The 14,328-nt window shown below is 60.9% G+C and carries 12 protein-coding genes and 2 tRNA genes; 4 read left to right on the top strand and 10 right to left on the bottom strand.

The features are described 5' to 3' along the window. Nucleotides 1–41: 41 nt before the first annotated feature. Complete coding sequence (locus AB4Z19_RS27215) at nt 42–1,025, top strand: catalase family peroxidase (RefSeq protein WP_442024189.1); 984 nt, start codon at nt 42–44, stop codon at nt 1,023–1,025. Here the strand turns inward: AB4Z19_RS27215 and gcvA are convergent. From gcvA to AB4Z19_RS27190, 5 genes are all read right to left on the bottom strand, one after another. Beyond that, on the bottom strand, nt 1,019–1,933 hold the full coding sequence (gcvA, locus tag AB4Z19_RS27210) for a transcriptional regulator GcvA (RefSeq protein ID WP_442024187.1): 915 nt from the start codon (nt 1,931–1,933) through the stop codon (nt 1,019–1,021). The two genes, AB4Z19_RS27215 and gcvA, sit on opposite strands and share 7 nt — an antisense overlap. Nucleotides 1,934–1,954: 21 nt before the next feature. Beyond that, a complete protein-coding gene (locus tag AB4Z19_RS27205) occupies nt 1,955–2,701 on the bottom strand; it encodes an SDR family oxidoreductase (protein ID WP_442024185.1) in 747 nt (248 codons plus the stop codon). A gap of 105 nt (nt 2,702–2,806) precedes the next feature. Continuing rightward, a complete protein-coding gene (locus AB4Z19_RS27200) occupies nt 2,807–6,058 on the bottom strand; it encodes a PAS domain S-box protein (protein ID WP_442036696.1) in 3,252 nt (1,083 codons plus the stop codon). 143 nt (nt 6,059–6,201) lie between these two features. Next, the gene (locus AB4Z19_RS27195; protein ID WP_442028863.1) at nt 6,202–6,702 is read right to left on the bottom strand and encodes an SRPBCC family protein; all 501 of its coding nucleotides are present in this window, start codon (nt 6,700–6,702) and stop codon (nt 6,202–6,204) included. Beyond that, nucleotides 6,692–7,006, bottom strand: coding sequence for an ArsR/SmtB family transcription factor (locus AB4Z19_RS27190; RefSeq protein WP_442028862.1), 315 nt, complete (start codon nt 7,004–7,006; stop codon nt 6,692–6,694). Before AB4Z19_RS27190 ends, AB4Z19_RS27195 begins: the two co-directional genes overlap by 11 nt. Nucleotides 7,007–7,165: 159 nt before the next feature. Here AB4Z19_RS27190 and AB4Z19_RS27185 point away from each other — a divergent pair, with 159 nt between their 5' ends. The 3 genes from AB4Z19_RS27185 to AB4Z19_RS27175 all read left to right on the top strand — a co-directional run bounded on the left by AB4Z19_RS27185 (nt 7,166) and on the right by AB4Z19_RS27175 (nt 9,689). Then, nucleotides 7,166–7,720, top strand: coding sequence for a DNA-binding protein (locus AB4Z19_RS27185; protein ID WP_442028861.1), 555 nt, complete (start codon nt 7,166–7,168; stop codon nt 7,718–7,720). 76 nt (nt 7,721–7,796) lie between these two features. Next, nucleotides 7,797–9,008 (top strand): cation:proton antiporter, encoded by a 1,212-nt coding sequence (locus AB4Z19_RS27180; RefSeq protein ID WP_442036694.1) that lies wholly within the window; start codon nt 7,797–7,799, stop codon nt 9,006–9,008. Nucleotides 9,009–9,083: 75 nt separating this feature from the next. Then, the gene (locus AB4Z19_RS27175) at nt 9,084–9,689 is read left to right on the top strand and encodes a hypothetical protein (RefSeq protein ID WP_442027817.1); all 606 of its coding nucleotides are present in this window, start codon (nt 9,084–9,086) and stop codon (nt 9,687–9,689) included. 10 nt (nt 9,690–9,699) lie between these two features. Here AB4Z19_RS27175 and AB4Z19_RS27170 read toward each other — a convergent pair. The 5 genes from AB4Z19_RS27170 to ftsH all read right to left on the bottom strand — a co-directional run bounded on the left by AB4Z19_RS27170 (nt 9,700) and on the right by ftsH (nt 14,181). Further along, nucleotides 9,700–9,776 (bottom strand) — tRNA-Arg (locus AB4Z19_RS27170). A gap of 60 nt (nt 9,777–9,836) precedes the next feature. Further along, nucleotides 9,837–9,913: transfer RNA gene (locus AB4Z19_RS27165), tRNA-Pro, on the bottom strand. 58 nt (nt 9,914–9,971) lie between these two features. Beyond that, nucleotides 9,972–11,324, bottom strand: a complete 1,353-nt coding sequence (glmM, locus tag AB4Z19_RS27160) for a phosphoglucosamine mutase (protein WP_442036692.1) — start codon at nt 11,322–11,324, stop codon at nt 9,972–9,974. Nucleotides 11,325–11,341: 17 nt separating this feature from the next. After that, nucleotides 11,342–12,166 carry a dihydropteroate synthase gene (gene folP / locus AB4Z19_RS27155; RefSeq protein WP_442036690.1) on the bottom strand — a complete coding sequence of 275 codons (825 nt, stop codon included), beginning with the start codon at nt 12,164–12,166 and terminating at the stop codon, nt 11,342–11,344. Between the two features lie 128 nt (nt 12,167–12,294). After that, nucleotides 12,295–14,181: an ATP-dependent zinc metalloprotease FtsH gene (gene ftsH / locus AB4Z19_RS27150; RefSeq protein ID WP_442036688.1), complete on the bottom strand. Its 1,887-nt coding sequence runs from the start codon at nt 14,179–14,181 to the stop codon at nt 12,295–12,297. Between the last annotated feature and the right edge of the window lie 147 nt (nt 14,182–14,328).

The following is a 14,328-nucleotide window of genomic DNA, read 5'->3' as shown; positions in this document are numbered from 1 at the left end:
GTCTCTTGACTACTCTCAACTTTTTGCCAGGAGGAATGGCCATGAATTCTGCTGTACGCTCTGCCGCAGTGCTTGCCCTGATGTTCGGCCTGTCGAGTGCGATTGCTCAGGAAGAGCAAAAACCTTTGCCTGCAGCACTAGTTGATGCATTAAACAAACTATCCGGCGGTCCGCATAACGGCTTCCGCGCCAATCATGCCAAGGGCGTGATGGTCACCGGCACCTTCGCCCCATCGGCACAGGCCAAAGCCTGGAGCAAGGCGCCCCACTTCATGAAGCCCGTGCCGGTCACCGTGCGCTTCTCCAACGCCACCGGGGTGCCTACCTTGCCCGACGCCGACGGCAATGCCAGCCCGCATGGCATGGCGATTCGCTTCCAGCTGGCCGGTGGCGTGACCACGGACATCGTCTCGATCTCCGCCAACGCCTTCCCCGTCGCCACGCCTGAAGACTTCCTCGCGCTGCTGACCGCCATCGGCAACAGCGGCCCGGACGCCGCCAAGCCGACGCCCGTCGAACAATTCCTGGGATCGCACCCGGCTGCGCTGAAGTTCGTGACCACGCCGCGTCCCGCGCCAGAAAGCTTCGGTACCCTGGCCTTCTATGGCGTGAATGCCTTCAAGTTCACCAACGCGAAAGGCAAGAGCAGCTATATCCGCTACCAGATCCTGCCGGTCGCCGGCGAACATGCGCTGCCGGAAGGTGCGAAGCCCGAGCCGAACTATCTGATGGAAGAACTGCCGGCGCGCGTCGCCAAAGGCCCGGTGAAATTCAAGCTGATGGCGCAGATTGCCAACGAGGACGACAATGTCAATGATCCGACTGCCGTCTGGCCCGCCGCCAACAAGGTGGTTGAACTGGGCACCATCACGCTGAACAAGATGGTGACGGACCAGGTGGCCGAACAGAAGAAGATTCTTTACAACCCGGTCGCCCTGCCCGCCGGTATCGAGCCTTCGGCCGATCCTGTGCTGGCGATGCGCTTCCCGGCTTACGCGGTGAGCTATGGCCAGCGCGGTCAGTAAGCCGTCGCTTCGGAAATCAGCCACTCCTTAAACGCGACCACCGGAGCTGCGTTCTCGCTTTCCTTACGATGCACCAGGTAGTAAGCGAGTTCGCAGCTCTTCGATTCTTCAAACGGCCGCACCAGGCGGCCCTCCGCCAGATCACGCTCCACCAGGCTGCTGCGGCCAAGCGCCACGCCATTGCCCGAAATGACCGTCTGCAGCGCGGCGGCGGAGTCGTTGATCTGTATGCCGCGGCTGCAATCGACCTCACTGCGGCAGCCGGCTTTTTGCAGCCAGGAGCGCCAGGTTGGAAAAGACGGAAACGCCAGCATCGAGACGTCGTGTATCAGCAGGTGGTGCTGCAGATCGGCGGGCTGCCTGAGCGGGTGTTCGCCTTCCAGCAGCGCCGGGCTGCAGACCGGGAAAAATTCATCACGCATCAGCAACGTCGACACCAGGCCCGGCCACGCCCCTGCCCCATAACGGATGCCGACATCCACGCGGTCCGCCGTCAGGTCGACCACGCGGTTGCTGGTGTCGATGCGCAGGTCGTAATAAGGGTGCTTCCGCTGGAAGCGCTCGACCCTGCACAGCAGCCATTTATCGGCGAAGGCGCCTGGCACCGTCACGGTAAAGGGAATACGCGATTTGCTGGCTTTCAGTTCTTCCACCACTTCCGACAGCAGATCGAAGCCGGATTGCAGTGAAGGCAGCACCGCGCGTGCCGCATCCGTCAGCACCAGCCGCGAAGGACCGGACGTGGAACGATGGAACAGCTCCACGTCGAGCGTATCCTCCAGGCCGCGTATGAGATGGCCCACCGCTGCCGGCGTGACGTTCAGCTCCTCCGCCGCGGCCGCATAGCTCAGATGCCGTGCGACCGCTTCGAAGGCGCGAAGTGCATTCAGATGATTCGGTGCTCGCATGAATCGATCTTAGCAGCTCCCTCAGAACTGCGACAGGCCGCCATCCACCACCAGCTCCGCGCCGGTGGTAAAGGAGGAATCATCGCTCGCCAGGAACAGCGCGGCTTTCGCGATTTCGCCCGCTTCGCCGAAGCGTTTCAGTGGAATTTGCGACTGGATGGCATCCGCTGTTTCGGACAACTGAGACTCGGACAGCCCCAGTTTGCCGTGGAATGGCGTAGCAGTCGGCCCGGGGCTGACGGCGTTCACGCGGATGCCGCGCGGCGCCAGTTCAGCGCCAATCGAGCGCACCAGAGAACGCACCGCCGCCTTGCTCGCCGACAGAATCGACAGCCCCGGCGTACCCACCGCATTCAGGAAGGACGTGGTCACCACAATGCTGCCGCCCTTTGGCACAATCGGCGCCGCCTTCTGGATCGTAAAGAACAAGCCCGAGAAATTCAGCGAAAACTGCTCATCGATTTGCTCCGGTGTGATGGCTTCCAGCGGCGCGGCGGTGGCTGCACCGGCATTGGCGTACACGATATCGATGCGGCCGAATCTGGCGCGGATCTGCTCCACGGCTGCTTCGATCTCAGCGGGCTTGCGCAGGTCAACAGACAGCACCATCGCATGGCCACCCAAGGCCTTTGCCGTGGATGCGAGACGTTCCGGATTGGTGCCGGTCACAATCACTTGCGCGCCTTCAGCGCGGAACAGTTTCGCAGCCTCCAGGCCGATGCCCGAGGTGCCGCCGGTAATTAGCGCGATTTTGTTTTGCAGTTTCATTTCAAACTCCTTCAAGGATGGGTTGGCGATGAACCCAGTATGGACACCGGGAAGCCTGCAAACAAACGAGATGATTTCGCCGAGCGGAATAGAAAAACTAGTCGGCTACTGAGAGGCCGCCGGCAGCACTCTTTTCAGGGAAGCCAGAGCCACCGGCCGCTCCAACTGGTGGTCGAAGCCCGCGTCGCGGGCGATCACCTTGTCGTGCGACTGGCCGGAGTCATTCAGTGCGATATAGGTGGCATGTTCATCCGGGTGCAGGGCTCGTAGCTGGCGCGCCAGGGCGTAGCCTTCGACCTCCGGCAGGTCGGTGCGGATCAACACTGCGTCCGGATGCAGCTCCTCGGCTCGTGCCAGGGCGCTCGCTTCATCGGGACACAGCGCCACCATATGGCCCTCGGCCCGCAACGCCGCAGGCAGCGCCGCGTCGCTCTCATCTGCCCGGCCGACCATGAGAATATGCAGCGGCCGCGCGCTTGATGGATTGTCCTGGCGTAGCAAGGGCAGCGTGACGGTGAAGGTACTTCCCTTGCCGCGTCCCTCGCTGGTGGCAATGATATGGCCATTGTGCAGGGAGACTACGCTCTTCACCAGCGCCAGGCCCAGACCAAGCCCGCCCTCGCTGCGGTCGGGCGTGCGCTCGGCCTGCGTGAACAACTCAAAAACATGCGGCAGCAGGTTGGCGTCCATGCCGATGCCGTTGTCGCTGACGCTGATTTCGACCTGGCCGTCATGCACCACGACCTTCAGCACGATACGACCGCCCTGCGGCGTGTACTTGGCCGAGTTGTTCAGCAAATTGACCACTACCTGCACCAGCCGCGAGTCGTCGCCCAGTACGATGCCGCCGTCTTCGCTCATGTCCACTACCAGCTCGTGCTTGCGGCCGTCGATCAGCGGGCGCGATTGCTCGACCGCGTTGCTCACGACGGCGCTAACGCTTACTTCTTCCTTGTCGATCGAGACCAGCCCGCGCGTGACACGCGAAACGTCCATCAGATCGTTCACCAGACTGGACATGTGCTTGACCTGCCGGTCGATGATTTCGCTGGAGCGCCGGATGTACTCCGGATTGTGCGCCGCCATCTTGAGCAATTGCGCCGCCGCACTGATCGGCGCCAGCGGATTGCGTAGCTCGTGCGCCAGCATGGCCAGGAAGTCGTCCTTGCGCTGATTGGTTTGCTGCAGCGCCTCTTCCGCCTCGCGCTGCAAAGTCACGTCGGTATTGGTGCCCAGCCAGCGGATCACCTTTCCGTACTGGTCGCGGATCGGCAAGGCGCGCGACAGGAACCAGCGGTACTCTCCATCCGCGCCGCGCAAGGGGAAGGTATCTTCCCACACCGTTTGATCCTCGACGATCTTCTTGCGATACAGCGCGACGACCCGCGCGACATGATCGGGATGGTGCACCTTGGCCCAGCCCCAGCCCTGCATCTCTTCCAGCGTGGTGCCGGTATAGTCGAACCAGCGGTTGTTGTACCAGTAGATATAGCCGTCGCCATCGGCCATCCACGCCAGCTGCGGAATATTGTCTGCCAGCGTGCGGAAAGTCAGTTCGCTGGACTTGAGCTCCGCTTCAGACTTCTTCACTTCACTGATATCGAGGATATAGGCGATGCCTTCGTTGCGCGTCCCCGCGAAGTTGGCCGCACCAACATAGACAGGAACACGGCTGCCATCACTGCGGAAATACTCTTTTTCGATTGGCCCCATCCGGCCGGTTTCCTGCAGACTGGCCCAGGCGCGGTCCGACACTTCCGTCCATTCCGGCGGCGTGAGCGAACGCCAGGACAGCCCTTCGCGCTCGAAACGCTCACGCGAATAACCAAGCATGTGCAGGAAGGCGTCATTGGCCTCGATCAGCGAGCCATCGAAACGGTATTGAATGATGCCGATGACCGCAGATTCCACAATGGCGCGGAATTTCGACTCGCTGATCAGGCGCGCTTCCTCCGCCAGCTGCTGGCGCGTGACGTCAACCACGGCACCCGACATATGCTGCGGCTTGCCCTGCGCGTCGGTAAATACAGTGCCGCGGCCATGCAGGTAGTGCATGCGCCCTTCCCTGTCGCGCACGCGGTAGCGCTCATAGTAAGGCTGGCCGGATGCCAGCGATTTGTCGATGCCGGCGATGACGGCGGCGGCATCTTCCGGATGCACGGCATTGAAATAAGCGGAGATTGGCGCGCTGTCCGCAGCATCCGGCGCGATGCCGAACATCGCTGCCAGATAGCGGTCCGCATGGACGCGGTCCGCCTGAATGTCCCAGGTCCAGGTGCCGATATCGGCAGCCGTCAGCGCAGCTTCCAGGCGCTCCTGGGTATTGCGCAGCGCGGCGCGCATCACGATGCTTTCGTGGATATCGGTGGACGTGCCCATCCAGCGCACGATCTCGCCTTGGTCGTTCCGCACCGGCAGCGCACGCGCAAGGCGCCAGCGGTACTCGCCCGAGCGATGCCGCAGGCGAAACTCCGTTTCGTAAGGTTCCCCCGTCGCCAGGCTATGCTGCCAGCGCTCCTGCATGGGCTGCACGTCATCGGGATGGAATAAGCCTACCCAGGCATCGCCCGTGGCCGAATTTTCCGGCACGCCGGTGAAGTCATACCATTGGCGGTTGAAGTAATCGTGAAAACCGTCGGCGCGCGTGGACCAGACGATTTGCGGCATGGCGTCGGCCATGGTGCGGAAGGTGGCCTCGCTTTCCCGCAGCGCACGCTCCGCCTGCTTGCGCTCCGTGATGTCCCGGTAGAACACGGCCAGGCCATCGGCCACCGGGAAGGCGCGCGCTTCGATCCACATATCCTGCCCGTTATGGCTGTAGACCTGTTCGGCATCGATCTGCACCCGTTCACGCATCGCCTTGCGGTAGGCGTCCGCCAGCGGCAGCTGTTCGGAGCCCGGCCAGACTTCCCAGTGCGTCCGTCCCAGCATTTCCGAGCGGGGACGCCCATCGATGCGCAGCGCTTCGTCGTTGATTTGCAGGATGCGGAATTCGCGATCGAGCAGCACGAAACCTTCGTTGATGGCATGCAGAATCAGCTCATCGTCGCCACGTACCCTCTCCGGCTCAGGGCGGACCAGCGCCAGGGGCTGGCCAGCTTCGTCGATGCGCTTGCGCGTCACTTCGCACCGGATCACGTCACCGCTTCTTGCGATAAATTGAGCGCGCGCGGCGCCGTCGCGCGGACGATCCTGGCTGGTAATCAGGTCGGCAACGCGCCGTTGCGCCAGCTCGGCCTCGGAATAGCCGAGCAAATCGCAGAACATGCTGTTCGCGGCAAGGATCGTTTCCTCGCCAGAGTACAACAGCGCCGCGCAGGGTATGAGGTCCACCAGGCGCGATGAGTCGATTGACATCACCATGGGTCGGGGAACGGTCTTGTATAGGAGCTAAATTCATCATACAAGAATCGCCGTTCAGGGCTCGCCACTTACGATTGCCGGGATTGCGGCGACAATTCCGCGCGCGGGTCCCCGCCGCGCGCGTTGGCTGCACCTCGTCAGTGGAGAACCGCGAGCAGTTCGTCCAGGCGTTCCAGCGTCGAGGTCAGGCCTTCCTTCATGCCCATATTGATGACTTGCTGCAGCGCTTCAGGCGAGGAGTAGTGAACCACCGTCTCGACAACGGTATGTGCGGCGCGGTCCGTGAAGGTGACGTTCCATTTGGAGCGCGGCAAATCCGGATTCAGCGCGCCGGTGCTGTCGCAGAAGCCATCGAGCGAAGTGTAGTGATCGATCGGTTGAATGGATTGGTAGTCCATGCGGCCCCAGTATTCCGTGCCATTGGGCTCGACCATCGCGTAGAGCCAGTGCCCGCCCTCGTTGAAATCCATGAAGCTGGTCTTGGTGGTCAGCGGCTTCGGTGCGAACCAGCGGTCGAGCAGCTCGCTCTTGGTATAGCAGTCCCAGACCAGCTTGCGCTTGGCAGCAAACTCGCGCTTGACGGTGATGGTGCTCTTCGCTTCGTCGACAATAAAATCAAATTGCAGTTCAGCTTTCATCTTCTTCGCCTTTCAGAGTGGACAACAGGTTATCGAGATTCTCGTATCGGTTTTCCCAAAGTGCGCGCTGCTCGTCGAACCACTTTTGTGCCGCGGTCAAGTTGTCGCGCTGAAGTTTGCAGGTTCTCACCCGCCCTACTTTTTCCGATGCTATGAGGCCGCTGCTTTCGAGCACCTTGATGTGCTTGAGGAAGGTCGGCAGCCCCAGGCCGAATGGTTCCGCCAGCTCCGTGATCGTTGCATCTCCGCTGCCAAGCCTGGCGATGACGGATCGCCGGGTCGGATCGGACAGCGCGTGGAACATGTCGTTTAGTGATGCAGAATAGTTTCCCATGTGGCGAACTATAGCAGAACACTTCGCCACCTAGCAAACTATTTGTTCAAAAAAAATGCCTTTGATTTTGTTTAATATGTGCTAACCTTCTCAACCATTACATAATTACATAACGACAAGGCCGGAGACATGGCAAGAACAGGGATTTCCAAATCCAGGGTTCAAGAGGCACGCGATCAGCTGATCGCCGAAGGCCGTTACCCCTCTGCGGACGCGGTGCGTGCCGCGTTGGGCAACACTGGTTCCAAGTCGACCATCCACAGATACCTCAAGGAGATGGAGCTTGAGAGCGCTGAGGCCCGCGCCAGCCGCCAGGAAACGGAGCATTCGCTGCAGACGCTGATCGGGCAGATCGCGGACAAGCTCCACAGCGACGCCGAGAAGCGCATGCGCGCCATCACAGCCTCTTTCGAGGAAGCGCTGCGCCGGAAGGACGCGGAAATCGCAGAACTGCACGAGGCGATTGCGATGCTGTCCGTGCGTCTGCACGCGCCCGTGCCGGCGCATGGCAAGCAAGAGGAAACGCCCGCCTCGCGTGCCGGCTTCGGCCACTTCGACAGCCTGGCCTCCGCCAGCCGCAGCGGACAGCAAGGCAACTCAGCCTTCAGCATCATGCTGCACAACGACCGCGCCACCCTCCCCGACATCAACCGAATTCGCCCGACAGGCGTGAAGATTCAGTAAGTACCGGCAGCATTTTTTTGCCGCATTTTTTTGCAGCATTTGGAAACGTTACCAAACAATTAGAAAGAGGAGCAGAATGCATACCGCAATGGGTACTACCGAGATCTTCCTCCTGGCGATGGTGATCATCTTTCTCATACCCTACGTCATCTGGCGCCTGGGGAATACCAACTACTATGCGCCGCTGGTGGTGGTGCAGATCATTGCAGGCATCCTGCTTGGTCCCGGCGTGCTGGGCGCCGCTTATCCCGACTACTACCAGTTTGTGTTCAACCCTGCCGTCATTCAGTCGCTGAACAGCATTGCATGGTGGGCCGTCATGATCTTCGTGATGATTGCGGGGATTGAACTGGATCTGGCCAAAGCCTGGGAGCACCGGCGCGAAAGCCTGATCACGGCAGGGATGGCGCTGGGCACGCCGCTGGTGTTCGGATGCGTCGCCGCGGTGGGCATGCTGATGTACAGCGGCTGGATCGGACCCAACGGTCACGAGTGGCAATTCGTGGTCGGCGTAGGTATGGCGTGCGCCGTCACCGCCCTCCCCATCCTGATTCTCCTGATGGAAAATCTGGATATCCTGCGCCAGCCTATCGGCCAGCGCATCCTGCGCTATGCCAGCGTGGACGATGTCGCGATCTGGGGTGTGCTGGCACTGATTCTTCTGGACTGGACGCGAGTGGGCCGCCAATTGGGCTTCCTGTTCCTCTTCGCGGTTGCCGCCTGGGGTTACCGCAAACTGATGGTGCGCATTCCCGAACGGGATCGCTGGTATGTGGCAATGGTGTGGCTGGCGATTTGCGGTTTTGCGGCCGATTGGGCCGGCCTGCATTTCATGGTCGGCGCCTTCCTCGCCGGCGCAGTGATGGACGCGCACTGGTTCGATCAAAAGCAGATGGACATGATGCGCCATCACGTGCTGCTCGCCTTCATGCCGGTCTTCTTCCTCAGCACCGGATTACGTACCAACTGGGGCGTCGGCGGTTCCGCCGTGTTCATCGCTGCCGCGGTGCTATTGGTCGCGTCGGTGTCCGGCAAACTGATCGGCGTGCAGATCGCAGGCCGCATTCTGAAATGGGCGCCAGGCGAGGCGTCGATTATCGGCTGGCTGTTGCAGACCAAGGCGCTGATCATGATCATCTTCGTCAACATCCTGCTGGACAAAGGCATCATCACGAACGAGACCTTTACCGCACTGCTGCTGATGGCAGTCGGCAGCACCATGCTGACTGTGCCTGTGGTGTATCCGCGCCTGCAGCAAGTACGCGAACTGATCTTCCGGGCGGCCTGAAACGCGGGATGTTTGACTGGTTAGCATTCTGATATGCTAATCTCAACGCATCTCACGGAATAATGTGGCCCGACAATGGATATTCTCAGTGCGGTGGAAAATATCCGGCGACGGGCCGAATCCGTCGCGCTTGCCCATCCAGAGCGGCATGACGAAGCGCTGGACCTCGCCGACCTGGCCGAGCTTACCTTTCAGGAGAAGCACAGCGCCTTGCTGTCGGGCCGCGAGACAGCGATCGCAGAGATCGCGGCGCTCAACGCCGAACTCACCGACATGCAAAACGGAAGCTTCTTCGCGCGCCTGTTCCAGCGCGGCGCGGAGCGGCAACTTCGTCTGGAACTGGAGAGCGCCCTGCAGAAGCGCAATCGCTACGACGCAGAGATCGAGCGCGCCAGAGACAGCCAGTTTAATAACGAACAGTCGCGGCGGCGGCTGCTCGATATGTTCGAGTCCTTACGCCGCAACAAGATCGTGCGCAAGGACGCACTGGGCGTATGCCAGGCCGCTGAGGCACTGATGGAAGATCTGAGGAAGAACATTCAGCGCCGTCCCGATTTTGCCAGGAAGTTTGGTGCGAAGAAGCTGCTGGTGCCGATGCGCGAAGCTTTCGATCTGAACGACGCAAACACCTTCCTGTTGCTGGTGCGGCGCGAAATGCAAGCGGTGATGGATGAGCTGTGACCCACAAACATGGCCTGCCCAGCAGGAATCGAACCTGCGACCCTCGGCTTAGAAGGCCGATGCTCTATCCAACTGAGCTATGGGCAGTGCGGTGGGGATTCTCGTAAACGACGAACGGGTTGTCAAGAGACAACCCGCCAGGTGATATGGTCGGAGTACAAGGATTCGAACCTTGGACCCCCTGCTCCCAAAGCAGGTGCGCTACCGGGCTGCGCTACACTCCGATAACGTCATAATACCCCTTGGGAGCAGTTGCCGTCAATGTCAGGACAGCAACTTAGCTTACGCCGCAAGCTGAGTATCGACCTTATCGGCAATGCGGCGTGCCATGCTTTCCGCTTTGGCGGCATCGCGCGCTTCAACCATCACGCGAATCAGCGGCTCAGTACCTGAAGCGCGAATCAGCACGCGGCCCGCATCGCCCAGTTCTTTTTCGACCTTTTCTTTTTCCGCGACCATGGCTGAATTCTTCTGCCAGTCAAAGCCTGCCGGCACGCGCACATTGATCAGGGTCTGCGGGAACAGCTGCAGTTCGCCTGCAATTTCCGACAGCTTCTTGCCCGAGCGCTTCAGCGCGCACAGCACCTGCAGCGCGGAGATGATGCCATCGCCGGTGGTGTGTTTGTCCAGCGCCAGCAAGTGGCCGCTGCCTTCGCCGCCGAGAATCCAGCCCTTCTCCTGCATCACTTCCAGCACGTAGCGGTCGCCCACCTTGGCGCGCGCAAAGCCGATGCCCTTTTCTTTGAAGGCCACTTCCAGCGCCATATTGGTCATCAGCGTGCCGACCGCGCCCTGCACGTCGCCGCGTGCCACGCGATCCATCACCATCACGTACAGCAGCTCATCGCCGTTGTACAGACGGCCGTTGGCGTCGCACATGATCAGACGGTCTGCGTCGCCATCGAGCGCGATGCCCAGGTCGGCGTTGTGCTGCAGGACAGCTGCCGCCATGGCCTTCGGCGCGGTCGCACCGTGGCCTGCGTTGATGTTGAAGCCGTCCGGCTTATTGCCGATCGCGACCACTTCCGCGCCCAGTTCATGGAACACGTGCGGCGCGATGTTGTAGGCAGCACCGTGGGCGCAATCGACCACGATCTTCAGGCCGCGCAGGTCTTGCTCGTTGGGGAAGGTGCTCTTGCAGAATTCGATGTAGCGGCCCTGCGCGTCTTCCAGGCGCTTGGCGCGGCCCAGCTTCTCGGAATGCACGCAGCCCATCGGCTGGTCGATCAGGGCTTCAATGTCCAGCTCCACCGCGTCCGGCAGCTTGGTGCCTTGGGCAGAGAAAAACTTGATGCCATTGTCCTGGAAAGGATTGTGCGAGGCGGAGATCACCACACCGGCCGACAGGCGCAACGCGCGCGTCAGGTAAGCGATAGCGGGCGTCGGCATTGGGCCGGCCAGCATCACGTCCACGCCGGCGGCAGCGAAGCCTGCCTCCAGCGCTGCTTCCAGCATATAGCCGGAGATGCGCGTGTCCTTGCCGATCAATACGGTCGGGCGCGCCATGCCGGGCGTGGCCGTCTTGGCCAGCACCTTGCCTGCGGCATAGCCGAGGCGCATCACGAAGTCTGGCGTGATCGGCGCTTCGCCGACCAGGCCGCGGACACCATCGGTGCCGAAATATTTGCGTGCCATTCTTTATCTCATCCTTTTTATTGAGCTGCGTGCCACACTTTTAATGCGTCGACAGTCTCGGCCACATCGTGCACCCTGACGATTTGAGCGCCATGGGCCACCGCGGCCAGCGCGCCGCCAAGGCTGCCGGCCAGGCGCTGCTCCACTGGTTTGCCGGTCACGGCGCCAATCATCGATTTGCGCGACAGGCCCGCCAGCAGCGGCACACCCAGCTCGGCCACCATGCGGCGCCCAGCCTTGAGCAATGCGTAATTATGCTCGACCGTTTTGCCGAAGCCAAAGCCGGGATCGATCCAGATGCGATCCCGCTCAATCCCGGCGGCGGTCAGGGCCGCAATGCGTTCGCGCAGAAAGTCCACCACCTCCTGCACGACGTCATTGTACTCGGGCTTGTCTTGCATTGTTGTAGGATCGTTAAGCATGTGCATAACGCACAACGCACAATCGCTGTCTTTGACGGCTTCAATGGCGCCGGGGGCGCGGAAACCGTTTATATCGTTGATCATGTCCGCGCCGGCCAGTATCGCTTCGCGCATGACTTCCGGTTTATAGGTGTCGACCGAAATCGCCTTGCCGCTGTCGCGCAACGCGAACAGCACCGGTAGCACACGCCGCAGTTCTTCATCCAGCGAGACAGCAGGCGCACCGGGACGCGAGGATTCGCCGCCCACGTCGATGATGTCGACGCCGTCGCGTATCATCTGCTCGGCGTGGTTGATGGCGTAGTCCAGCGTGGCGAATTCACCGCCGTCGCTGAAAGAGTCGGGAGTAACGTTGAGGATGCCCATCACCAGCGCGCGACTGGCGGGGAAATTGAAGCGGCCGAATTTGATTGGGGGCATGCTGAAAACCCGGGACATAAACCCGGTGGCTGCCACATCGTGGCAGCCACCAGCTTCACGCTGGTGGTTCTAAAAAATAAGGGTGAGGATTGCTCCTCACCCTTCGGTAGTGTATCGCGTCGACGCGATCAGGCCGGTGCAGCGACGTTGGAGTTCGGGTTGGCGCCCGGACCGTCACCGCTCGGCTGCTTGCGGATGGTCACGCCGGCTTTTGGCGGACGCGGCTCCTGGCCGGACATGATGTCGTTGATCTGGTCCGCATCGATGGTTTCCCATTCCAGCAGGGCCTTGGTCATCACTTCGACCTTCTCGCGGTTCTCTTCCAGCAGCTTGCGGGCCAGCGCGTACTGGCTGTCCAGGATGTTGCGGATTTCCGCATCCACCTTCTGCTGGGTCGCTTCGGAGATGGTCTTGTTGGTGCCGCCCAGGAAGCCGTCGTTCTGGGTATCTTCATACACCATCACGCCCAGCGCATCGGACATACCGAACTTGGTGACCATCGAACGTGCCAGCTTGGTGGCGCGGGCGAAGTCGTTGGAAGCGCCGGTGGACATCTGGCCCACGAAGATCTCTTCCGCGATACGGCCGCCGAACAGGATGGAAATCTCTTCCAGCATCTTGTCCTTGTAGCCCGAGATATTGTCGTGCTCAGGCAGCTGCCAGGTCAGGCCCAGCGCCCAGCCGCGCGGCATGATGGTGACCTTGTGCACCGGGTCCGCTTTCGGCAGCAGCTTCGCGACCACGGCGTGACCGGATTCGTGGTACGCCGTATTGCGGCGCTCCTCTTCGCGGATGATCATGGACTTGCGTTCCGGGCCCATGAAGATCTTGTCCTTCGCATCTTCGAAGTCCTGCATATCGACCAGACGCTTGGAACGGCGGGCGGCAAACAGCGCTGCCTCGTTGACCAGGTTGGCCAGGTCGGCGCCGGAGAAGCCCGGCGTACCGCGGGCAATGATGTCCGCTTTCACGTCGGTACCGATCGGCACCTTGCGCATGTGGACGTTCAGGATCTGTTCGCGGCCGCGGATGTCCGGCAGGCCCACCGACACTTGACGGTCGAAGCGGCCCGGACGCAGCAGCGCCTTGTCCAGCACGTCGGCACGGTTGGTCGCGGCAATCACGATCACGCCGGAGGAAGCCTCGAAGCCGTCCATCTCAACCAGCAGCTGGTTCAAAGTCTGTTCGCGTTCGTCGTTACCGCCGCCCATGCCGGCGCCACGATGGCGGCCAACAGCGTCGATCTCGTCGATGAAGATGATGCAAGGCGAATGCTTCTTGGCGTTCTCGAACATGTCGCGCACGCGGGATGCACCCACGCCGACGAACATTTCAACGAAGTCCGAGCCGGAAATCGAGAAGAACGGCACCTTGGCTTCGCCTGCGATGGCGCGCGCCAGCAGGGTCTTACCGGTACCTGGAGGGCCAACCATCAGCACGCCGCGTGGAATACGGCCGCCCAGTTTCTGGAACTTGGTCGGGTCTTTCAGGAAGTCGACGATCTCCGACACTTCCTCTTTCGCTTCGTCGCAACCTGCCACGTCGGCAAAGGTCACGGTGTTATTCGTTTCATCGAGCATGCGCGCCTTCGACTTACCGAAGGAGAACGCGCCGCCCTTCCCTCCGCCCTGCATCTGGCGCATGAAGAACACCCATACACCGATCAGGAGCAGCATCGGGAACCAGGACACGAACACCTGTTGCAGGAAACCAGGCTCCTCAGGCGGCTTCACGTCGAAGCGCACGCCGTTGTCGCGCAGGTCGCCAATCAGACCGCGGTCCAGGAAGGTGGAGGTCGTGCGGACCTTGGAATCGTCAATGCGGGTCGCGGTGATGCTGGTGCCTTCAATCAGCACTTCCTTCACGCGCTTGGCTTTGACTTCATCCAGCAGGTCGGAATAGGCAATTGGCTTGCTGCCGCTCGAAATGCTGTGGCTGTCAAATTGCTTGAACAGCATAAATAACAGCAAGGCAACGATGACCCAAATAGCCGATTTAGAAAACATGTTATTCACGAAAACTCCTTGGATGCGGGGCCGCACCAGTTACCTGTAGCACGAAGACCGATTTTACTCGCAATAAGCAGGCCGTGCTACAAACCTGCCCAAAGGTGCGCAGAACAGCCACGCTCCTTGGCTGAATATGCGGCATTTTCGCGTAAA

Origin of the sequence: Pseudoduganella sp. RAF19, assembly GCF_052114165.1 — a bacterium.
Classification (GTDB): domain Bacteria; phylum Pseudomonadota; class Gammaproteobacteria; order Burkholderiales; family Burkholderiaceae_D; genus Rugamonas.
The sequence above is the reverse complement of the archived record's forward strand: the minus strand, read 5'-3'. Positions and strand labels throughout refer to the sequence as shown.